The following is a 20,865-nucleotide window of genomic DNA, read 5'->3' on the forward strand; positions in this document are numbered from 1 at the left end:
AATTTTAATTTTGTTATAGATATTAAATTACCAATAGCCCAGCATCTTCCACCAAAGTCCGCCCAATACAATAAAAATAGCTATATTGATAATGCTCATAGCAAAACCAGCTTTCCACCATTCACCAAGCGTTGTATAACCTGAACCATAAATAATAGGGGATGTACCTGTCGCATAATGAGTCAGCGTCATCATAATGCTTGATGCTGCTGCCATAATCAGTGCAAAGAACATTGGAGGAGCACCTAGTGCGATACCTGCAATGTAGAATGCTGAAAACATAGCGGTAATATGTGCAGTAGTACTGGCAAAAATATAGTGAGCGTACATATAAGCAAATAGTAAAAGCATGGAAGCAGGAACCCACGTTAAGCCAAGCTGTCCAATGCTAGTTTGTAAAACACCAGAAAACCAAGCGATTAAGCCGAGCTTATTTAAAAAGGTCGCCATCATGACCAATGCAGCAAACCAAGTTACTGTATCCCATGCACTCTTTTGAGTTAAGACATCATCCCAAGTTAAAACTCCTGTAAGCAGAAGGAGTGATAAACCAATAAACGCGGTTGTAGTTGGGTCTAAAGTCCACATATCACCCAACAACATGGCAGGAATACCTGCCCAGAGTAATAATAAAATTCCAAATACAGCCAACATAATCATTTCATGTAAGGTAATGGGACCCATTTCTTGTAAACGGTCTTTGGCAAATTGTGCAGCATTTGGTGTTTTTTTAATTTCAGGTGGGTACATAAAGTAAAGCGCAATCGGCATAAATGCTAATGCAACAACACCTGGTAAAACCATTGCTAATGCCCATGTGGTCCAACTCAAATGGATTTGACTATTGGTCGCTTTCGCAATGAGTTCAACGACTAAAGGGTTGGGTGCAGTAGCCGTAATAAACATGGCAGAAGTAATAGGATTTGAATGGTAATTGACCAAAGCAAGATATTTACCAATTTTACCTTCAGTGCCTTTTTCTGGATCTGAGTCAAAACTCGTTGCAATCGAGCGCACGATAGGGTGAATAATTCCGCCTCCACGTGCTGTATTACTTGGGGTAACAGGTGCAAGAATGAGTTCAGATAATGCAAGGCTATAGCCAATACCAATGGTTCTTTTACCCCAAACTGCAATAAAGTAATAACCTAGTCGTGCACCTAGCCCTGTTTTTTGTAACCCTTTTGAAATCATGATGGATATACCAATCAACCAAATAAGAGGGTTAGCAAAGCCACTTAAAGCATCTTTGATGGCATCGCTAGGGTTATCTGCTGTTACTCGGGTAATCGCGACCAGTGCTATCGCGATAATCGAAATTGCACCAATAGGCATTGCTTTACCAATAATGGCTGAAATAACACCAATAAACATCGCAAATAGAAGCCAAGCATTTGCAGAAACATCTTGCGGAATTGGAATGAGAAACCAAATAATAAGGGTAAGTGATACTGAAATTATGGTTGGTATGAGTTTGAATCCCATTGAATCGTACTCCAAAAATATAGTTATTATGGGCTTTGTTGCATAAACATTCAAAAGCTGAGTTCTCCCCAATCCATTCAAATTTAAGACACAACTTGGGTGCGAGGTCTACCTAATTCCGTAAATCTATTCAGAACTGCCACACGCGCATGAATTTCATTGACCTGACTTTGAAAATGTCTTGCCGTCAGCCTATCACCTAATAATTTGATGCAATGCATCTTGGTTTCCACCAAACTACGACGGTGATAACCCGACCATTTTTTCCATAGGGTTCTGCCTAAATGTTTAACCGTTTGAAGTAACTCATTTCGTTCTATTGAACTTATTTTAGAATCTTTCCAGGGCTTGGCATTCTTTCTGGGTGGAATTACTGCATGTGCTTGACGATCTGAAATCACTTTTCTGCAGCACTTCGTGTCGTACGCGCCATCGGTATAGACAGAATCTATTCGCTCATCTAGTGGAATTTGATCCAGTAAATCACCTAGTACTTGTGAATCACTGACATTATTTGTAGTAAGCTGAACGGCACGTATTTGCAGTGTTTCAGCATCTATACCAATATGCAGTTTACGCCATTGCCGACGGTATTCAGGCTGATGTTTTTTACGCTTCCATTCGCCTTCACCTAAAAACTTTAAACCCGTAGAGTCGACAAGTAGGTGTAACCCATCATGACTTTTCTGATAGCTTATCGCAATATCAATATGCTTTTGTCGTCTACAAAGGGTGGAGTAATCTGGTGCTGTCCAATTCAAGCCACAGAGTTTAATCAGGCTTTGAACAAAGCCAGTAACCATACGTAAAGAAAGACGGAATAGAGATTTGATCATTAAACAGCATTGAATCGCTGTATCGGAATAAGTTTGATTTCGTCCTTGCTTGCCTTGTGGTTGTGCATACCATTGCGTCTTAGGATCAAACCAGATTGAAATATTTCCTCGCTTGATTAAAGCTTGGTTATACGAGGACCAATTGGTTGTACGATAGATTTTAGGTGTAGGCTTCTTCATCTGGAAATTATATTACTGAAGAAGCCTTCAAGAATAGCTTTGTGCAACAAAGCCATCTGGAAATAATATTACTGAATAAGTTTTGATGGACTGGTTTGTGTAACCGAACCATTATAATATGCCTTTATGTCTGTATTTGATAAGGAATAAAGCCAATGCAAAAAAAATGGCTCATTATTGCTGTAATTGTGTGTGTACTTATCGGGGGGGCTGTATGGGTCAATATGCAAAGTTTGAAAAAATTACCTTCGGGTTTTGAGGGGAGTAATGGGCGATTGGAACTACAGCGACTTGATGTCGCCTCTTTGTATCCAGGCCGGGTGATTGATATTAAGGTACAAGAAGGTGATCTGGTTAAAAAAGATGAAGTATTAGTGGTTTTGTCAGCTGAGCAAAGTCACAGTTTGGTTGAAGGTGCACAAGCCAGTAAACAGCGTGCAGAAGAAGCAGTACATCAGGCCGAAGCTGAGATTGCAGCAAGACAACAGCAGTTAAAGGTTGCACAACTCGAGCTGGATAATGCGCTACAGCTGAAAAAGGAGGATTTGATTTCTGTGGTAGAAGTGCAACGCCGTCAAGCAGCACGGGATGGCGAGGCAGCTGCGGTTAAAGCAACCCAGGCAGCACGGGAGTCAGCAATTGCTGCGGTTAATCAGGCTCAGGCACAAATGAATATCGCATCTTCGGCCAATAAGGATATGTTCATCCGCGCACCACAGACTGGTCGGGTAGAGTATCGTATTGCGGAACTGGGCAATGTTGTTGGGCCTGGCAGTAAAGTCATCACTTTACTTGATCCTAGTGATGTGACTTTATCAATTTTTCTTCCTACAGATACCGTTGGAAAATTAAAGCTGGGTGATGATGCCATAGTTGTGCTTGACGGGATTGATGCAGTTTGGCCTGCAAAAATTACATTTATTGCCAGCAATACACAATTTACCCCTAAATATGTGGAAACAGCCAATGAACGCGAAAAACTTATGTATAAGGTAAAATTGCGTATTCCCCAACAAATTAGCTTGCAGTATCAAGGGGTGTTAAAAGGTGGCTTAACTGGTAATGGTTATGTCCGTACCAATCCACAAGAGGCATGGCCAGTACAATGGCAGGCCAAATTACCGCAATTACAGCAAAACGCCAGAACACAATAAAATTGAATAGGCAGTTCGCCATGACGGATGTAAAACAGCAAGAAAACACTGTAACTGCTGTATCGTTACAGGGCGTTTCTCATACTTATGGGCAGGTTCGAGCATTAAATAATATTCATCTGTCGATTCCCAAATCTGTTACAGTCGGGTTGATTGGACCTGATGGTGTTGGAAAATCAACATTATTATCCCTTATTGCCGGGGTGAAGGTGATCCAAAGCGGGCAGGTTTTGATTTTTGATCAGGATATTTCACAAAAAAAAATCCAGAAACATTTGTCACAGCGTATCGCTTTTATGCCCCAAGGTTTGGGGCACAATTTATATCCCACATTGTCTGTCTATGAAAATGTAGATTTTCATGCGAGCCTTTTTGGTTTGGATACCCGTGCCCGAAAACAGCGAATCCAGCGATTATTACAGGCAACAGGATTAGATCCTTTTGTGAATCGTCCGGCTGGTAAATTATCTGGCGGCATGAAACAAAAGCTGAGTTTATGCTGTGCTTTAGTCCATAATCCGCAATTATTAATTCTAGATGAGCCGACGACAGGTGTTGATCCTTTATCAAGACGGCAATTCTGGAATCTGGTTGATGATTTACGCGCTGAAAATACGGAAATGACGGTGATTGTTTCAACCGCTTACATTGACGAAGCGCAACGCTTTGAATATTTATTGGCGATGGATGATGGACAGTTAATTGCCAATGCAACAACGCAGGAAGTGTTACAGCAGACCCAGAGTCAAACACTCGAAGAAGCTTATGTGAAGCTGCTGCCAGAAAATAAACGTGGAACGGGCGTGTTACACGTGACGCCATTTGTTGCAGATCCAGATTCTCCTCCGGCAATTGAAGCACATGATTTGACCAAGCAATTTGGTGATTTTATTGCAGTAGATCATGTTAACGTTACGATTGCACGCGGTGAAATTTTTGGTTTTTTAGGCTCAAATGGATGTGGCAAATCCACCACCATGAAAATGCTAACAGGCTTGCTGGATATCAGTTCAGGCACGGCAAAACTGCTAGGAAAAGAAATTAATGCAGGAGACATGGCAACCCGAATGAAAGTGGGTTATATGTCACAGGCATTTTCATTATATGAAGAATTAACGGTACGTCAGAATCTGGAACTACATGCAAAATTGTACAGGCTCACAGGGAATGATGCTAAAAATGCAGTGCAAAGTGCATTGCAGCAGTTTGATCTGCAAAAAGAAGCAGATACTCAGCCCGCCGCTTTGCCTTTAGGTATTCGGCAACGCTTACAGTTAGCCGCAGCATGTTTACATCATCCGGAAGTATTGATTCTGGATGAGCCTACTTCTGGCGTCGATCCAGCTGCACGAGATATGTTCTGGCAGCATCTCATAAAATTATCGCGACAGGATCGTATTACGATATTTGTTTCGACGCATTTTATGAATGAAGCTGAACGTTGTGACCGTATTTCATTTATGCACCGTGGACGGGTTCTGGCAGTAGGGACACCGCAGGCATTGTGTCAGGCGCAACACACAGATGAACTCGAGCAGGCATTTATTATTTATCTGGAGCAAGCATCAGGTGAAGCTGAACACCCTGTTCAGCATCACACCGATCAAGAGCAAGAGAGTTTAAGAAGTGAAGCCCGCCAGAACCAGACACTTTTTTATAGATTAATGGCCTGGTTTGCCATGGTCTGGACATTTGCTGTCAGGGAAGGCAAAGAGTTATGGCGTGATCCGATTCGAATGTTTTTTGCGATTCTTGGCCCGATCATTCTCATGATGACAGCATCCTATAGCGTTTCTTTTGATGTTAAAAATGTCAAACTCGCAATTCTGGATCGTGATCAAAGTGTGGAAAGTCGGGCCTTAACGGAATATTTTACGGCTTCGCGATATTTTACGCTGGAAAAATATATTGGTTCCGAGGCTGAAATTGATCCTGTGTTAAGAACATCTACAGCCAGGTTGGTGATTGATATTCCACCTGATTTTGGTCGAGATCTGATGCGTGGAAATAAACCGGAAGTCGGCTTCTATGTAGATGGTTCCATGCCATTTACTGCGGAAAATATTAAGGGTTTTATTCTTGGCATGATGAGTAATTACGGGACAGATAAAATAACGGCCATGGGGCTGCCGATAGAGGTCAAATCTGCGGTCTCGATACAGCCAAGATTTGTCTATAATCAGGATTTCAAAAGTATTTATGCTTTTACACCTGGAATGATCATGATGGCGATGATGTTGATTCCCGCCATGATGACCGCCCTCGGTGTGGTGCGAGAGCGGGAAATCGGCTCAATTACCAACTTGTATACGTCTCCGGCATCAGTCCGACAGTTTTTAATTGGTAAACAGTTACCTTATATCGCTTTGGCGATGTGCAGTTATTTCAGTCTGGTCTGGCTTGCCGTTGTGGTGCTGGATGTCCCTGTTTCAGGAAGTTTCTGGGCCATGACATTAGGGGCACTCTTACTGGTTTGTGCCGCGACAGCTTTTGGTTTATTGATTTCGAGTCTGGTCAAAACGCAGGTTGCGGCGATTTTTGCATCGGCGATTTTTACCTTAATTCCCGCATTGAATTTTTCAGGGTTACTTTATCCATTATCTACATTAACGGGCGTAAATTATTGGATCGGTTGGGGATTTCCAACTGCATGGTATCAATTGATCAGTCTGGGGAGTTTTACCAAGGGTTTGGGTTTTCAGGATTTTGTCCAATATTATGTAATGTTGACGCTATTTTGCATCCTATATGTATTGCTGGCAGGTTTGTTCTTAAAGAAACAGGAGCAATAGCATGTGGCAATGGATGAAAAATGTCTGGTTTTTAAGCCGGAAAGAACTGCGCAGTTTGCTAGGTGATTATACGTTAATGGTCTTGATTGTGGTGGTCCTTTCGGTGGCTGTTTATACGGTTTCTACAGGAATTACCACGGAAGTCCGTCATTCATCAATTGCCATTCTCGATGCCGACCATTCGCAGTTATCGTATCAAATACGGGATGCCTTACAGCAGCCGTATTTTAAAACGCCAGTACTGGAACAACGGGAAAATATCGACCAGCAGATGAATCAGGGCGGATATGTTTTTGTGATTGACATTCCTGCCAATTTTGAAAAAGATGTGGTCGCAGGTCGTGCCCCTGAAATTCAGGTTTTGGCGGATGCAACCTCAGTTACACAGGCCGGTATTGGTCTAGTCTATCTTCAACAAATCATTTCACAGCAAGTCAGTCAATTTTTAAAACAGCCTTCTTCAGAAAGTTTACTCCCGGTGAAGCCTGTCCTGCATGTCATGTATAACCCGAATGGCGAATCACATTGGTATCTCAGTGTTGTGCAGATTATTGCCAATATTACCCTGCTGGCCATGGTGCTGGTTGGTGCGGCAATTATCCGCGAGCGTGAACATGGAACCATTGAGCATTTATTGGTGATGCCAGTTTCTGCCAGTGAAATTGCTATGGCCAAAATTCTGACCAATGGATTGGTGATTACCGTAGCTGCTTTACTGTCCTTATGGCTTGTCGTAAATCACTGGTTGCAGGTACCCATTAATGGTTCTGTGACTTTATTTACCTTGGGAACAGTGATTTATTTGTTTTCGGTATCGGCACTGGGAATCTGGTTGGCAACGCTTGCTCCCACAATGCCACAATTTGGCTTGCTATGTTTGCCGGTATATGTGGTCACACGGTTATTGTCCGGTTCGGAGTCGCCACTGGAAAGTATGCCTGAAGTCATGCAATGGTTGACGCAGATTTCACCCGTCACACAATATGTTCAGTTCGGACAGTTTGTTTTATTCCGGAATGCCGGTATTGATAGTGTGTGGGATAAATTACTGATTATGACGCTGATGGGGATTGTATTTCTGGCATTGGCACTTGGGCGTTTTCGTCATATGTTGGCACGGCAAGGTTAAACCAGGGGGATAAAAATGAATAAATGGCTGTATGTGAGTTTGTTAACGGGGTTAATTTTAAGTGGCTGTGCCAAAAATCAAGTCCAAGTAGAGTCCCAGGTTATGCTGCCTTTACAATTTGATCAGACCGATATGGCAAAAGGATCGGCAGAAATTGCACAATGGTGGCAAAACTGGAATGATCCTGTGCTAAACCGATTGATTGAACAGGGACTGACAACCAATCACGAGTTAAAGGTAGCACTGGAAAATTTACAGGCTGCACGTTCTACCACACAATTAGCAGAAGCCGACCTCAAGCCCGCCTTAGGGGCCAATGCAGGGGTTAGTGCTCATCAATTCCAGCTAGACAATCCGTTAAATTCAGATGTGAAAAATGTTTTATCTCAACTCGGGTCATCACTGGGCGATGATAATTTCAATTTTAATGGACATGCGCAGCACATGGGCTTTATTGCGAGCTGGGAACTCGATATTTTTGGACAGAAAAAAAGTGATGTAGATGCTGCCCGATATGCCAGTCTGGCGACCATGCAGCAATGGTATGGCGCTCAAATGCTGGTTGCTAGTGATATTGCCCAGAATTACTTTACCGTTCGCAGTTTACAGCAACGCATCAAAATTGGTGATCATACGGTTGCGACGTTACAGCAGTTAAAACGGTATGCTCAGGGGAGATTTAGAGCTGGCCAGATTACCGATTATGATGTTAAAGATGTAGATGCCAAACTTACAGCAGTACAAGCACAATTAGCCACTCTACAGGCACAGGCCGATGCGTATCAGCGTAATATCGCGGTATTGACCGGCCAAGTGCCACAAGGATTTAAACTCGCAGCAAGCCCACAAAATATCTTGCAGCATATTCCAGCCCCCCCGCAAGGACAGCGGCCGTTGCAAATCCTGAATCGTCGTCCAGATATACAGGCCAAACAGGCGGTGGTACAAGCATATAGTGCCAAACGGGCCAGTGCACAGGCAGATTTATTACCGCGTTTTAATATGCAGTTTTTTTGGCAAACCGGGCAATTGAGTCTGGATAGCGATTTACCAGATTTAAAAGGTTATGGTGGTTTGGTGAGTGCAGGGATGACTTTGCCAATTTTTACAGCCGGACGTATTCATCATAATATTGAAATAAGTGATCATCGTTTGCAGGCTGCTCTGGCCGATTATGATCATGCTGTATTAAAAGCACTTGCTGAAGTAGACAGTAGTTATCAGCTTCAATTTGCGTTAAGTCGTCAAAATCTTTTATTGGCACAGGCACTGCATAAAGCCAATCAACAAGCCAAAGATGCCAGTACATTGTATCGTTATGGCCAAATGACGCTGGATCGTGCACTTAGTGCACGTTTAACCGCAAATGAGCTTGCAGATAAACAGGTTCAGGGAAAGCTGGCGCAGGCACAAAATCTACTGGATCTGTATAAAACACTTGGCGGGGGGTGGCAATCCACCCAGTCTGACTGAATAAAGTGCTTTAATTGCTCTATTCATCTTCTACCCAGGTAGAAATTTAAATTTTGATGGTTTGGAAAAATTCAGCTTTTGAATATTTGTGTAATAAAGCCCTTGTTTTTACAAGGGCTTTATTTATCCAATGGTTTGAGCAGTCAGGTTGTAGCACTGCTACGTCATGAGATTGTTTATATCTAAAAGCATCATGTGAAAATTATTCTGATTGTGTTTTTGAGTAATAAAGTTAAATACTAAGTAATAAACAATAATACTTGGCCTTCACGTTTCAGTTGTTGCCAGACCTTACGCACACCGTATCGACCTGAACTTTCTTTCCAAATTCGCTTAATCTCCTCAGCATGCTGCAAGTCATGTAAATCTTGTTTCGCTCGATGTTCTGGATTTACTGTGAGATCTAAAGTCCGGTAATAGGTTGAAGTAGCGATCGGTAAAATCCTACAAATCGCCTCAACACCATATCGATCTTTATTGTTAAGGATAAAATCCACCATTATTTGTGTGGGCGGTCGAGCTCCGCCTGGGCGAAAAAAGCGGCTGCTTTACGTAGAATTTCATTGGCACGTTTTAATTCTTTAATTTCACGTTCCATTTGCTTCATTTTTTCTTGGTCAGATATCTGTTGTACTTTGGCAGGGTAATCCTCCCTAAAAATAATTGAGTTTAAAAGTAGAAAATCGAATAACCTTGATTTAAGGAGATTTTCTATGAAAACATCTAAGTATTCAGACAGCTTGATCATGAGTATCTTGAAGCAAGCTGAAGCAGGAACACCCATACCGAACTTGTGCCGCGAACATGGTATGAGCTCTGCTACATTCTACAAGTGGAAGTCCAAATATGGCGGCATGGATCTTTCAATGATGACGCGGCTTAAAGAACTTGAGGCTGAAAATGCCCGTTTAAAACGCATGTATGCTGATGAGCGGCTAAAGTCAGACATCTTGCAAGATGCACTTTTAAAAAAGTTTTAAGGCCTGTTCAGCGAAAGTTACTTGCTCAGCAAGCTACTGAGCAATTTAAGATTTCAATCAGCATGGCCTGCTTAATTTTTAAAGTCAGTCAAACGTGTTATCGCTATAAAGCTCGTTTAGATGAAGAGAATCAACAGATTGCCGAATGGTTGATTCAATTAACCAATGATCATAAAACATGGGGCTTCAAGCTTTGTTTCCTGTATTTGCGTAATGTTAAAAAATACAAATGGAACCACAAACGTGTCTATCGCATTTATAAGGAGCTTGAGCTTAATTTAAGAATCAAGCCTAATAAGCGGATTAAACGAGAACAGCCTGAAACCCTTGCAGTACCGACAGCTAAGAATGAATCATGGTCAATGGACTTTATGTATGATCAACTCAGTGATGGACGTAGTTATCGAGTTCACAACGTGATTGATGACTATAATCGCGAGTCATTGGATATATTGATTGACTTTTCGTTGCCAGCAGAACGTGTGCTGAGAGGACTTGATCAGCTCATTGAATGGCGAGGTAAACCTAAACGCATTAGAACCGACAATGGCCCAGAGTATATAAGTGAGCTGATGGAAAAGTGGTGTGATCAGCATGGTATTGAGCATGTATTTACTCAACCAGGCAATCCACAGCAAAATGCATATGTTGAGCGATTTAATCGTACAGTACGTTATGAGTGTCTAAATCAATATTTATTTCGAGATCTGAGCGAGGTGCAGGACTATACAACTGACTGGCAGTACTTTTATAATCATGAACGACCTCATATGTCAGTAAATGGTTGTCCACCTATTTTTAAACAATAACAAGGCTTTAGATTTTCTACCCATTAATTCAATTAAAAATGGGGGGTATTACCATCTATTGTGTATGAAGAGAATTTTAAAATATAGTTAAATATATCTCTCCAATGGTAGGGGGAATGAATAAACCAATAGAAATATGTTTCTTGCATATATTAAAAAAATTTAAGCACATGATATTTATAAATAAAATATATGGTTTATATAACAATGTAATCAGAATGAATAGTTTGTTTAAGCGTAATATACTGAGAAAAATACTTGAATATAATTAGAATTGTTGAATTGAAAAATGTATACTCTCGGACTGTAAAATGTAAACATAATTTAGAGAATTTACGTGCTTAGTCATAATCATTCATTTGTAAATAAGAGATTAAGTATTTGCGTGCTACTGTTAATGTTTCACCCGTGCATAGCTTTTGCACGTGTTGGCACAGAACAAGCACTGCCGATCAATCAGCAAGATAATCCTGATGCTCAAAATATGCTTTCTCAATTTAATGCTCAGAAAACTCCCTTAAGGCAAACATTAAAAGACGGTTTTAATCAATTACTCAGTCCACAAAGTAGCGAAGAATATAAGACCATTAAATTAAATCAATTGTCTAAGTATGATTATGATCCAACACAAACAGACAGTTTACCGACCATTGGTTATCAACCCAATCGCCAACAGAGTCGTTCAACAAACGATCAAGCGGTGGGCACACAGTACGCATTTGAAAGTTTAGACTTTTATAGTGCTATTCAGCGTGCAGTTTCTCGGCATCCTCAAATCAGTCAGAGTATCTCTAATCTTGCTGCGCAAAATTCAAATATCGATGTTGCAAAAGCAAATTACTATCCACAAATTTCTGGTGGGATTTCAACAGGAGATATGAGTCATGGTGAGGGTGGACGTCAACTGATCAGTATTAATGCAACACAGATGTTATATGACTTTGGTAAAACCAAGAGTTTGGTCAGTGAACAGCAGGCAAAACTATTGGTTAATCAAGCGAATGTATTAATTAATATTGATGATATTGCTAGCCAGGTTGCGGATACCATCGTCAATATTAATCGTTATCGGACTTTAAGCGAAATCGCTCAGGATCAGATTGCTGGGATTAGTCGAATTGCAGAGATTGCCAATTTACGTGCAAAAGCGGGTATCAGTAGTCAGGCTGACCCTGTGCAAGCGCAGTCTTATTTGGAAGCTGCGCGCTCAAACTTGATTGCACAACAAAGTCAACTATCGATTTACCAAGAAAAGTTGCGCACATTATTAAACCTCGATACTCGTGCAACACAATGGAAACTTCCAGACGGATTATTGCAAAACTCAAAAATATTTGAGGCAGCTGAATTTAGCAAAATTCCTAGAATGATGGCAGCACAAGCAGAAATTGAGGTTGCCCAATTACAAAAGAAACAAGTCGATTTAAGTCGATATCCAACATTTAATATTAAAGGTTCGTTGAGCCAGGCGGTAAATGGGGTTAACCCAAATAACCACGAAGATAACGGTATGTATAACTCAATCATGTTTGAAGCGAATAGCAACTTTTATCAGGGTGGCGCAACCAACTCACGCTCACGTGCTGCAAGTTATGCAGAACAAGCGGCACGTGCTCAAGTCAATGCAGTGCAATTAGATGTGTTAAACCAGATTCGTGCAACTCGAGAAAATATTGAAAATAAGAAACGTCAAATGGATGTGTTGATTAGCCAACAATCTATTTCTGTACGAACCAAAGAGCTATATCAAGAGCAATATAAACTTGGCACACGTACTGTGGTGGATTTGCTCAATGCCGAACAAAGTATTCATAGTGCCAGCATGCAAATTGAGACGAACCGTTACGATATTTATAGCAGTTTGGTGCAATTTATTGCAGTGAGCGGTAACGCACGTGATGTTTATCAGCTCAACAATATGACAATTCAAGGGGTAGAGATCCGACCATGAGTAATAAAATCAATACCCAACCGTGGTTACAAGCGGTATTAACTGTTGCCAAACATTATCGGATTGAGCCTTCAGAGGAACGTATTCGTTTAGAGTTAAATTGGGGTGATCATCATACTTTAGATGATGCCTTACATATGATTACTCGCCAAGTCGGGTTGAGTTTAAGAAAAGTCGAGTTTAGCCAAGATTTATTGAATCCGTGGCGTTTACCTTTGGTTGTCGGTTTTAAAGATGGTCAAGTTGGTGTTATTGATAAAGCGGATGATCAAGGCAATCTCAGTGTACAAATGAGTGGGGATCAGGGCTTAGCACAACAATTTAGTGTAACGACTTTACTTGAACATGTAGACGTTGCCTATATCTTACGCCCTGAAATTTCAGTATCAGATGCACGTGTTGATGAATATATCAAACCATTTGAGAAAAATTGGTTTTGGAGCATCGTGCTGAAAGACTGGAAACGTTACATTGATATTTTATTTGCCTCTTTATTGGCAAATATCTTGGCATTGGCCACTATTGTCTTTTCCATGAATGTATATGACCGAGTGGTACCATCGCAGTCGATACCAACACTCTGGGTACTGTTTAGTGGTGTGATCTTGGCTGCAGTGTTTGAATTTGTATTACGTTTAGCGCGTGCACATATCTCAGATATGATTGGTAAGCGCGCAGACTTAAAGATCTCTGATCGTGTTTTTGGTCATGCATTACGCATTAAAAATAAAGAACGCTCTAAATCAACGGGAACTTTTATTTCGCAAATTCGTGAATTGGAAAGTGTTCGTGAAATGGTGACATCAACCACTATTTCTGCCATTGCAGATTTGCCTTTCTTTTTCTTATTCTTAGCAATTTTTTGGTTAATTGGTGGTAATTTATTTTGGGTGATTGTGATCATTGTCCCGATTATGATTTTACCTGGTTTGTTGGCACAAAAGCCTTTAGCTAAGTTGGCGCAAGAAGGTATGCGTGAGTCATCAATCCGTAATGCAATATTGGTTGAGTCGGTACAAGGTATTGAAGATATTAAACTGTTACGTGCAGAATCAAGATTTCAAAACCAATGGAACCACATGAATGATGTGTCTGCTAGCATCAGCATGAAACAACGAAAAATCACCCATTTTATTTCTACATGGTCACAAAAAATTCAGGGTTTAACTTTTGCGATTGTGGTTTTAGTGGGATGCTTTGCGGTTATGGAAGGTGAAATGACCACAGGGGCTTTGGTGGCATGCTCGATTCTCTCTTCACGCATGTTGGCACCAATTGCCAATATTTCAGCTGTACTTGGTCGTTTACAACAGTCGAAAACAGCAAAACAAAGTTTAGATGAATTAATGAAAAAACCTGTGGATCAGCCAGAGCGTGCACAGTTAATTCAACGTGCAGCAATTAATGGTGCGTATCAATTTAATAATGTTGCATTTAAATACACAGAGGAAGACAGTCAACCAAGTTTAGCGATTCAAAACTTGACAATTAAACCTGGTGAACGCATTGCTATTCTGGGGCGCAATGGTGCAGGTAAATCGACGTTATTGCAGTTATTATCGGGTATGCAAAGTCCAGATCAGGGCAGTATTCAGCTAGATGGTGTGGATTTACATTTATTAGACCCTGCGGATGTGCGTCGTGATGTTGGATTGCTTAACCAAAACGCCCATCTTTTTTATGGCACGATTCGTGAAAACCTAACGCTTGGTGCACCACTCAGTAGTGATGATGACATTCTCAAAGCATTGAATATTACAGGTGCTTTAGCATTTGTTCAGGCGAAAAAAGAAGGTTTAGAGCATATTGTGCTTGAAGGTGGTGGTGGTTTCTCTGGTGGACAACGTCAAGCACTATTACTAACACGTTTATTGTTGTGTCAACCTAATGTCTTACTTTTAGATGAGCCTACTGCATCTATTGATGATGTTGCTGAGAAACAATTAATTGAGCACTTAAAAGCATGGTTAGGTCATCGCACTTTAGTGGTGGCGACACATCGTCGTGCTGTTTTAGAGTTAGTTGATCGTATTATCGTAGTAAATAATGGTCGTATTGTGATGGATGGTCCACGTGATCAAATTCTCTCGAATAATCAGCCTAAACCTGAGCAAGTTGCTACGGGAGCAAAATCATGAGTGCTAGCAATAAAAAAAATAAATCGACCTTGCAATTAAGTCAAAGCGAACCACCATTACCGAAATCAAGTTATTTGGTTTGGATTATTTGCATTGGTCTTGGTGTTTTATTGGCTTGGTCTGCAATATTTGAATTGGAAGAAGTATCAACAGGTACAGGTAAAGTTGTACCATCCTCTAAAGATCAGGTAATTCAGTCACTTGAGGGGGGGATATTAACCAAACTTAATGTTAAAGAAGGCGATATTGTTAAAGAAGGACAAGTATTGGCTGAGTTAGATCCAACGCGTTTTGCTTCTAATGTTGATGAATCTAAATCCTTATTACTATCTGCACAAGCTACTGCTGCTCGATTGCGCGCTGAGGTAAATGGGACAAAATTGGTTTTTCCTGATTCTTTACGCAATGCGCCAGATTTAGTTCGAGAGGAAACACAGCTTTACCATTCACGTCAAGAGAACCTTTCCGCATCTATTGCGGGTTTGAAGCGTGCATTAAGTTTAGTTGAACAAGAACTCAGTATGACAGAACCTCTTGTTGCCAAAGGTGCAGCCAGTGAGGTTGAAGTGTTACGTCTGAAACGTCAAGCTAATGAGCTGCGTAATCAGATGAGTGATATTCAAAACCAATATTATGTTAAAGCGCGTGAGGAATTATCTAAGGCAAGTACAGATATTGAACAGCAAGAGCAGGTAGTAAAAGGGCGTTCAGATGCATTAAATCGTGCTGTATTTAAAGCGCCTGTACGTGGTGTGGTAAAAGAAATTGATGTAATGACCATTGGTGGTGTTGTACCGCAAAATGGTAAGTTGATGACCATTGTGCCTTTAGAGGATCAGTTGCTTATTGAAGCACGTATTTCGCCACGAGATATTGCCTTTATTCGACCAAACCAAGAAGCCTTAGTCAAAATCACTGCATATGATTATTCAATCTATGGTGGTTTAAAAGGCAAAGTAAAGGTGATTTCACCAGATACAATTCGAGATGAGGTTAAACAAGATCAGTTTTACTATCGTGTTTATATTCGTACTGAAACTGACAAACTATACAATAAAGCAGGTAAAGCATTTGCGATTACACCTGGTATGGTCGCAACGGTTGATATTAAAACTGGCCAAAAAACAGTATTAGATTATTTGCTGAAGCCATTTAATAAAGCAAACGAAGCGTTACGAGAGCGATGATTTTTTAATCCACTTTCTAGATGCTAAGTATGATCCCGTTTTACTTTAACGGGATCATTTTTTTACTTGGCGGATTCAAGCAGCAAGTGCAACAGTATAAAAACCAGCCATAACTTCACTTGGCGTATACCAGCCTAGTGTTTTTCTAGGACGATGGTTGAGTGAAAATTCTATCTGCTCTATTTCATCGTTTGACACGTCATCAAACGATGATGATTTTGGCAGATATTGCCGGATTAAACCATTCGTATTTTCATTTCTAGCTCGCTGAATAGACTTGTAAGGATCAGCAAAATAAGTATCTATGCCGACATCAGTAATTCTTTTGTGTTCGGCAAATTCCTTTCCATTATCAAATGTTACACTATAAGCATGGCTCATTCGTAAACGATCTAATGCACAAGTAATCGTTTTAGAGGATGCTCTCGTTGACCCTAAATGAACAATATGTACGTACAGGCTCTTTCGATCAACGAGGGTTAATAAAGCTCCTTTATGATGTTTACCAATCACCGTATCACCTTCGAAATCTCCTAAACGTTGTCGCTGATCAATGACCTGGTCTCGGCAATGAATACTTGTTTTATCAATGATTTGCCCTCTACGATCCGTGTTTTTGTAACCTCGTTTTCGATATTTCTTCTGATGCCTTAAGTGTAGATGGAGGTTACCTCCTTGTGATTTATCTTGATAAATGTGCTGGTAAATCCACTCATGTGAAGGTACATCCAGCCAACCGCGTTGTGTTAAAGCACCTGAAATTTGTTCTGGTGACCAGTCTAAGCCAATTAAGTAATCAATATAAGCGAAGGCAAATGCTGTCATGGATGATGAAGGATGGTACCGTCTTTGACTTGCAAATTTCGCTGCCTGTTGAGCTCTATATCCACGTTGCCCAGTATTTCTTTTTAACTCACGGTAGATGGTTGATCGTGAACGCCCTAACTCCCGAGCAAGGCTAGCGATTGAACTTTTACTTTTCAAAGTAGCATAAATTTCGTATCTTTCATCTTGAGAAAGTTGGGTGTATTTCTTCATTGTGTGCTTTCCAATTGCGAGTTGAAAAAGTCTAATGATTCTATGAATACACCTAACTTTTTCAACTAACTACAAGTGTGTTGCACTTGGGATTTGAATCTGCGTAGTAAAAAAAACTTTACTGCAGCTTTGAACCTTTTTATTTTAGATGAGCGATATCAAGGTATGGGAGTAGGAAGTAAGCTGTATTCAATTTTTACTGAATATCTTGCTGAAAATAAAATTCAAGAGTTTTTTCTTTTCACTGATAATAGCTCTAATTTTATTTTCTATGAGAGAAAAGGGTTAGTAAGAATAGCTGAAGAAAAATATAGCTGGGATCATAGTGAAGACTCTACAGAATTATATTATTTATATGAAGGAAAGGTATAATAACCTGATGCTTTGGATATGAAATTTTCAATGTGCAGCTTAAGTAGAAGATAATTTAGAATAATCTCGCTATAGTTCAGTATTTTCAGCTTAAATATTGTGAGGAGTGAGGATACACATCCTCACTTTTTCATTCACATGAAACTTTTATCTTAAGCTGATAATTTTTTATAGGCGTTTCTTTCCAGAAAATCCAAATAAAAATAGCAAGAGAAACAAGGATTAAACAAGGGGTTTCTATACTCCAACAGCGTAAACAGGCTAAAAACGCAAAATAACGCTGTTTTAGACTGTTTTCAGATGAAGTGACCGAACGAGTATCTACGAGTGACCGACACGACTTTGGATTTTTATCTTCTCTGATTTCCGTTTTTAACTGCATTGCAAAGTTAAACCATCATTTGCTATCAAAAATAGACAATAAAAATCTTAAATTTTTAAACAAAAAAATAGCGTAGCGGGTTTTTAATTATTTTAAATACTTTTAAAAGCTTTTAAATAAGCTGTAAGCCTTATATACCAATGGTTTAATAGTCTATAAACATACATTCACCCTGCTATAAACATACATTCACCCTGCTAATAAATACAAAAAATATGTTGTATTTATTAATACGTTTGATAATTTGTATTTCTATTGGGAGGATAGGAATTATTATGCAGTTGGTTGTTAAGGATAATGCCTTAATCAATGCAAGCTATACGCTCAGTCTTGTTGAGCAAAGAATCGTATTGCTTGCGATCATTGAAGCAAGAGAAGCACAAAAAGGAATTGATACCGAAACCTTCCTAGAAATACATGCACAACATTATGCTGATCGATTTGATATAAGTGTAAAAAATGCGTATGCGATGCTTTCTGAAGCATCACAGGCATTATTTAATCGTCAGGTTACATTTATGATGATTGATGAAAAAAGAAATAAGCCTGAAAAGCGTGTAGTTCGTTGGGTAAGTGGTGTTTCTTATGTTGAGGGTTCAGGTGTTGTTAAGTTGCGTTTTTCACCTGAAATTATTCCTCTTATTACTGAATTAGAGAAAAATTTTACGAGCTATGAACTATCCCAAGTAGCAAATCTTGGGTTGTATGCGACTCGGCTGTACGAATTACTTATAGCTTGGAGAAGTACAGGTAAAGTACCTGAAATGAGCCTTAATGACTTTAGGGATAGAATGGGACTTGCAAGTAATGAATACCAATTAATGCATAATTTCAAAAATCGTGTTCTAGAGCCAGCAATTAAACAAATTAACGAGAATACCGATATTACAGTAAGCTATGAGCAACATAAGCAAGGGCGCACCATTGTTGGATTTTCTTTTAGATTTAAGCCAAAACAAACGCCAAAAGTAAAAAATAAAAATATTGATAGAGATCAAAACACGCTTGACCTGTTTTATAACATGACAGATTCTCAAATCCATACGTTCGGTAATCAACTAGCACAGCTACATGAGTTAGGTCATTTAGCGAGTATTGGCGAAAGTTATGATGATTTAGCCGTACGTATCAAAGGTATGCTCAAAGATGCTGAAAAGCAGAAGCAATTTCACCCATATTTAAAACAGCTTGGATTTAGTCCAAAAGGTGGTAAATCATGAAAAATTGTATGCAAGGAAACATCAAAAACAACTTAATTCTAGGTAATCCAAGCAGCAAAATTATACAAGTGAATGATGAGATTATACGGCTTCAAAATGAAGCTGTTGGTAGTCCTGATCATTGGATTAATGATGGTTTACAAGCATATTTTGAAGAAACTAAACGGAAAATAGAAGAAATTAGAAAAAAAACTAAGTGAAAAAATCAAGTTTTCAAAAAGTTTGATTTGTAAATTTTACAGCCTATTATACATCTAATTTTTACAAAGTTAGGCATGTCTAAAACTATGAAAAATCTATCCGTTCTTGAGTTGTCTAAGTTATATGGAATTAATAGGCAGACAATTTATAATAGTATAAATAAAGGAATTTTAAGTAAAAATTCAGATGGTAAGATAGATTTATCTGAGGCTATTCGAGTATTCGGTGAACCTAGTAGGAAAAGTAATGTAAAAGAAGATATAAAAATAGGCAGTCAAGAATCGGCAGAAAATATACTACTTAGGCAACAAATAGACATGCTGAAATCGCAGCTTTCTGACGCTAAAGAACGTGAAGGATTTTATCAAAACCAAATTGAAACTATGCAACGTCTTTTGGAAGCCCCAAAAACCAATGTGACCACGTTTACCGATCAAAAAACTGAATCAGATATGATAACAAATCCTCAGTTAGAAGAAAGCGAAAAAGAAATTAGCCAGTCAGAAGAAAATAAGCGCATTCCTGTCCCTGAAATTAAGGAAGAAGAACAGCCGAAACGTGGCTTTTGGAGTAAATTTTTCTTACCTAATAGCTAATGGAGCTATATAAAATGCTTTTAAAAGTGCTATTATTGGCACTATGGTATATTCATAGGTTATCTAAATGACACAGTTAATCCATGCTCGGATGACAGCGAGTATTACAGAACTAAAAAAAAGTCCAATGGATACCGTTCTTGCAGGTCAAGGTGAGGCTGTGGCGATCCTCAATCGTAATACACCTGCTTTTTACTGTATTCCTGCCGAACTTTATGAAAGTATGCTTGAGCAATTAGAGGATATTGAACTCAATCAGCTTGCGGATGCACGTTCAAACCAAAAACGTATTCAAGTAGATATAAATGACTTATAAGCTAGAATTTCTAGAACAGGCTTTAGCTGAATGGAAAAAGTTAAATCCCAGTATTCAGCAGCAGCTCAAAAAGAAATTAGTCAAAGTCTTAGAAAATCCAAAGATTCCTAAAAATCAGCTTTCAGGACATACAAGCCGTTATAAAATAAAATTGCGGAGTATAGGATATCGTCTAGTCTACGAAGTGATTGATGATGAGATTGTTGTTTTGGTCATCGCAGTTGGAAAACGTGAACGAAATGCGGTCTATAACGTAGCTGATTCTCGCCACTCATAGTACATTAACTAAAGTTTATTTTTTAACCTGAGCTACACAATGATTTGCTGATTTAGCTAAGAATTGTCAAAATTCTTGGCAGAATGTACCAAAAAGCCCACTTTGTGGGCGAGATGTTTCAAAACTGGATTGGGTCAAAATACGTTTTATGCAAGTTACTGAAATATATAAATTAATTTAAGTATTTCGCATAAGGCGTATTATGTTAATTTTAGGAAAAATTTCTAATTTGAGTATTCTGATATCTAATAGTATGGCGGATTCAAGCAGCAAGTGCAACAGTATAAAAACCAGCCATAACTTCACTTGGCGTATACCAGCCTAGTGTTTTTCTAGGACGATGGTTGAG

At 39.5% G+C, this 20,865-nt stretch carries 17 protein-coding genes, 1 pseudogene and 1 other annotated feature; of the genes and pseudogenes, 14 read left to right on the forward strand and 4 right to left on the reverse strand.

Annotation, left to right across the window (positions count from 1 at the left end):
* Positions 1–27: 27 nt before the first annotated feature.
* On the reverse strand, positions 28–1,485 hold the full coding sequence (locus tag F960_RS20490) for a DASS family sodium-coupled anion symporter (RefSeq protein ID WP_004695721.1): 1,458 nt from the start codon (positions 1,483–1,485) through the stop codon (positions 28–30).
* An 83-nt stretch (positions 1,486–1,568) separates the two neighbouring features.
* Complete coding sequence (locus F960_RS20495; RefSeq protein ID WP_004812228.1) at positions 1,569–2,501, reverse strand: IS5-like element ISAha3 family transposase; 933 nt, start codon at positions 2,499–2,501, stop codon at positions 1,569–1,571.
* A 188-nt stretch (positions 2,502–2,689) separates the two neighbouring features.
* Here F960_RS20495 and F960_RS20500 point away from each other — a divergent pair, with 188 nt between their 5' ends.
* Genes F960_RS20500 through F960_RS20515 form a run of 4 tightly spaced genes read left to right on the forward strand, consistent with a single transcriptional unit; the run spans position 2,690 to position 9,049 of the window.
* Positions 2,690–3,655 (forward strand): HlyD family secretion protein, encoded by a 966-nt coding sequence (locus tag F960_RS20500; RefSeq protein WP_228134762.1) that lies wholly within the window; start codon positions 2,690–2,692, stop codon positions 3,653–3,655.
* A complete protein-coding gene (gene rbbA, locus F960_RS20505; RefSeq protein ID WP_228134761.1) occupies positions 3,607–6,447 on the forward strand; it encodes a ribosome-associated ATPase/putative transporter RbbA in 2,841 nt (946 codons plus the stop codon). Before F960_RS20500 ends, rbbA begins: the two co-directional genes overlap by 49 nt.
* A gap of 1 nt (position 6,448) precedes the next feature.
* Positions 6,449–7,576: an ABC transporter permease gene (locus F960_RS20510; RefSeq protein ID WP_004871265.1), complete on the forward strand. Its 1,128-nt coding sequence runs from the start codon at positions 6,449–6,451 to the stop codon at positions 7,574–7,576.
* A gap of 15 nt (positions 7,577–7,591) precedes the next feature.
* Complete coding sequence (locus tag F960_RS20515) at positions 7,592–9,049, forward strand: efflux transporter outer membrane subunit (RefSeq protein ID WP_004871268.1); 1,458 nt, start codon at positions 7,592–7,594, stop codon at positions 9,047–9,049.
* A gap of 254 nt (positions 9,050–9,303) precedes the next feature.
* On the opposite strand, the pseudogene F960_RS22475 reads toward F960_RS20515, so the two are convergent.
* Positions 9,304–9,692 (reverse strand): annotated as a pseudogene (locus F960_RS22475) (IS3 family transposase); the annotation flags it as partial.
* Positions 9,475–9,591: a sequence feature (AL1L pseudoknot), on the reverse strand. It overlaps the preceding pseudogene by 117 nt.
* 70 nt (positions 9,693–9,762) lie before the next feature.
* On the opposite strand from F960_RS22475, the gene F960_RS20535 reads away from it, so the two are divergent.
* The 4 genes from F960_RS20535 to F960_RS20550 all read left to right on the forward strand — a co-directional run bounded on the left by F960_RS20535 (position 9,763) and on the right by F960_RS20550 (position 16,114).
* Positions 9,763–10,838 (forward strand): IS3-like element ISAba20 family transposase gene (locus tag F960_RS20535; RefSeq protein ID WP_085945805.1). Its coding sequence is split into 2 segments (ribosomal slippage): positions 9,763–10,015 and positions 10,015–10,838, totalling 1,077 coding nucleotides; the frame shifts between segments, so codons are not numbered across the junction.
* Positions 10,839–11,235: 397 nt separating this feature from the next.
* Entirely contained in the window at positions 11,236–12,789 is a 1,554-nt protein-coding gene (locus F960_RS20540; protein ID WP_004871274.1) for a TolC family protein, read from the forward strand.
* A complete protein-coding gene (locus tag F960_RS20545) occupies positions 12,786–14,927 on the forward strand; it encodes a type I secretion system permease/ATPase (protein WP_004871275.1) in 2,142 nt (713 codons plus the stop codon). The genes F960_RS20540 and F960_RS20545 overlap by 4 nt, the downstream gene beginning before the upstream one ends.
* Entirely contained in the window at positions 14,924–16,114 is a 1,191-nt protein-coding gene (locus F960_RS20550; RefSeq protein ID WP_004871279.1) for an HlyD family type I secretion periplasmic adaptor subunit, read from the forward strand. Before F960_RS20545 ends, F960_RS20550 begins: the two co-directional genes overlap by 4 nt.
* A 75-nt stretch (positions 16,115–16,189) precedes the next feature.
* Here the strand turns inward: F960_RS20550 and F960_RS20555 are convergent, their stop codons facing one another.
* Positions 16,190–17,152: an IS30 family transposase gene (locus F960_RS20555; RefSeq protein ID WP_004854881.1), complete on the reverse strand. Its 963-nt coding sequence runs from the start codon at positions 17,150–17,152 to the stop codon at positions 16,190–16,192.
* A gap of 93 nt (positions 17,153–17,245) precedes the next feature.
* Here F960_RS20555 and F960_RS20560 point away from each other — a divergent pair, with 93 nt between their 5' ends.
* From F960_RS20560 to F960_RS20585, 6 genes are all read left to right on the forward strand, one after another.
* The gene (locus F960_RS20560; protein ID WP_228681427.1) at positions 17,246–17,524 is read left to right on the forward strand and encodes a GNAT family N-acetyltransferase; all 279 of its coding nucleotides are present in this window, start codon (positions 17,246–17,248) and stop codon (positions 17,522–17,524) included.
* Between the two features lie 657 nt (positions 17,525–18,181).
* Positions 18,182–19,126: a replication initiation protein RepM gene (repM, locus tag F960_RS20565; RefSeq protein ID WP_004871284.1), complete on the forward strand. Its 945-nt coding sequence runs from the start codon at positions 18,182–18,184 to the stop codon at positions 19,124–19,126.
* On the forward strand, positions 19,123–19,326 hold the full coding sequence (locus tag F960_RS20570) for a hypothetical protein (protein WP_004871286.1): 204 nt from the start codon (positions 19,123–19,125) through the stop codon (positions 19,324–19,326). Before repM ends, F960_RS20570 begins: the two co-directional genes overlap by 4 nt.
* An 87-nt stretch (positions 19,327–19,413) precedes the next feature.
* Positions 19,414–19,923 (forward strand): plasmid replication DNA-binding protein, encoded by a 510-nt coding sequence (locus F960_RS20575; protein ID WP_035372783.1) that lies wholly within the window; start codon positions 19,414–19,416, stop codon positions 19,921–19,923.
* 67 nt (positions 19,924–19,990) lie between these two features.
* Positions 19,991–20,239: a type II toxin-antitoxin system Phd/YefM family antitoxin gene (locus tag F960_RS20580; RefSeq protein WP_004871293.1), complete on the forward strand. Its 249-nt coding sequence runs from the start codon at positions 19,991–19,993 to the stop codon at positions 20,237–20,239.
* Positions 20,229–20,516, forward strand: coding sequence for a type II toxin-antitoxin system RelE family toxin (locus tag F960_RS20585; RefSeq protein ID WP_004871296.1), 288 nt, complete (start codon positions 20,229–20,231; stop codon positions 20,514–20,516). Before F960_RS20580 ends, F960_RS20585 begins: the two co-directional genes overlap by 11 nt.
* Positions 20,517–20,865: the final 349 nt, after the last annotated feature.

The sequence above is a fragment of the Acinetobacter gerneri DSM 14967 = CIP 107464 = MTCC 9824 genome, from assembly GCF_000368565.1.
In the GTDB taxonomy this organism is placed as follows: Bacteria; Pseudomonadota; Gammaproteobacteria; order Pseudomonadales; family Moraxellaceae; genus Acinetobacter; species Acinetobacter gerneri.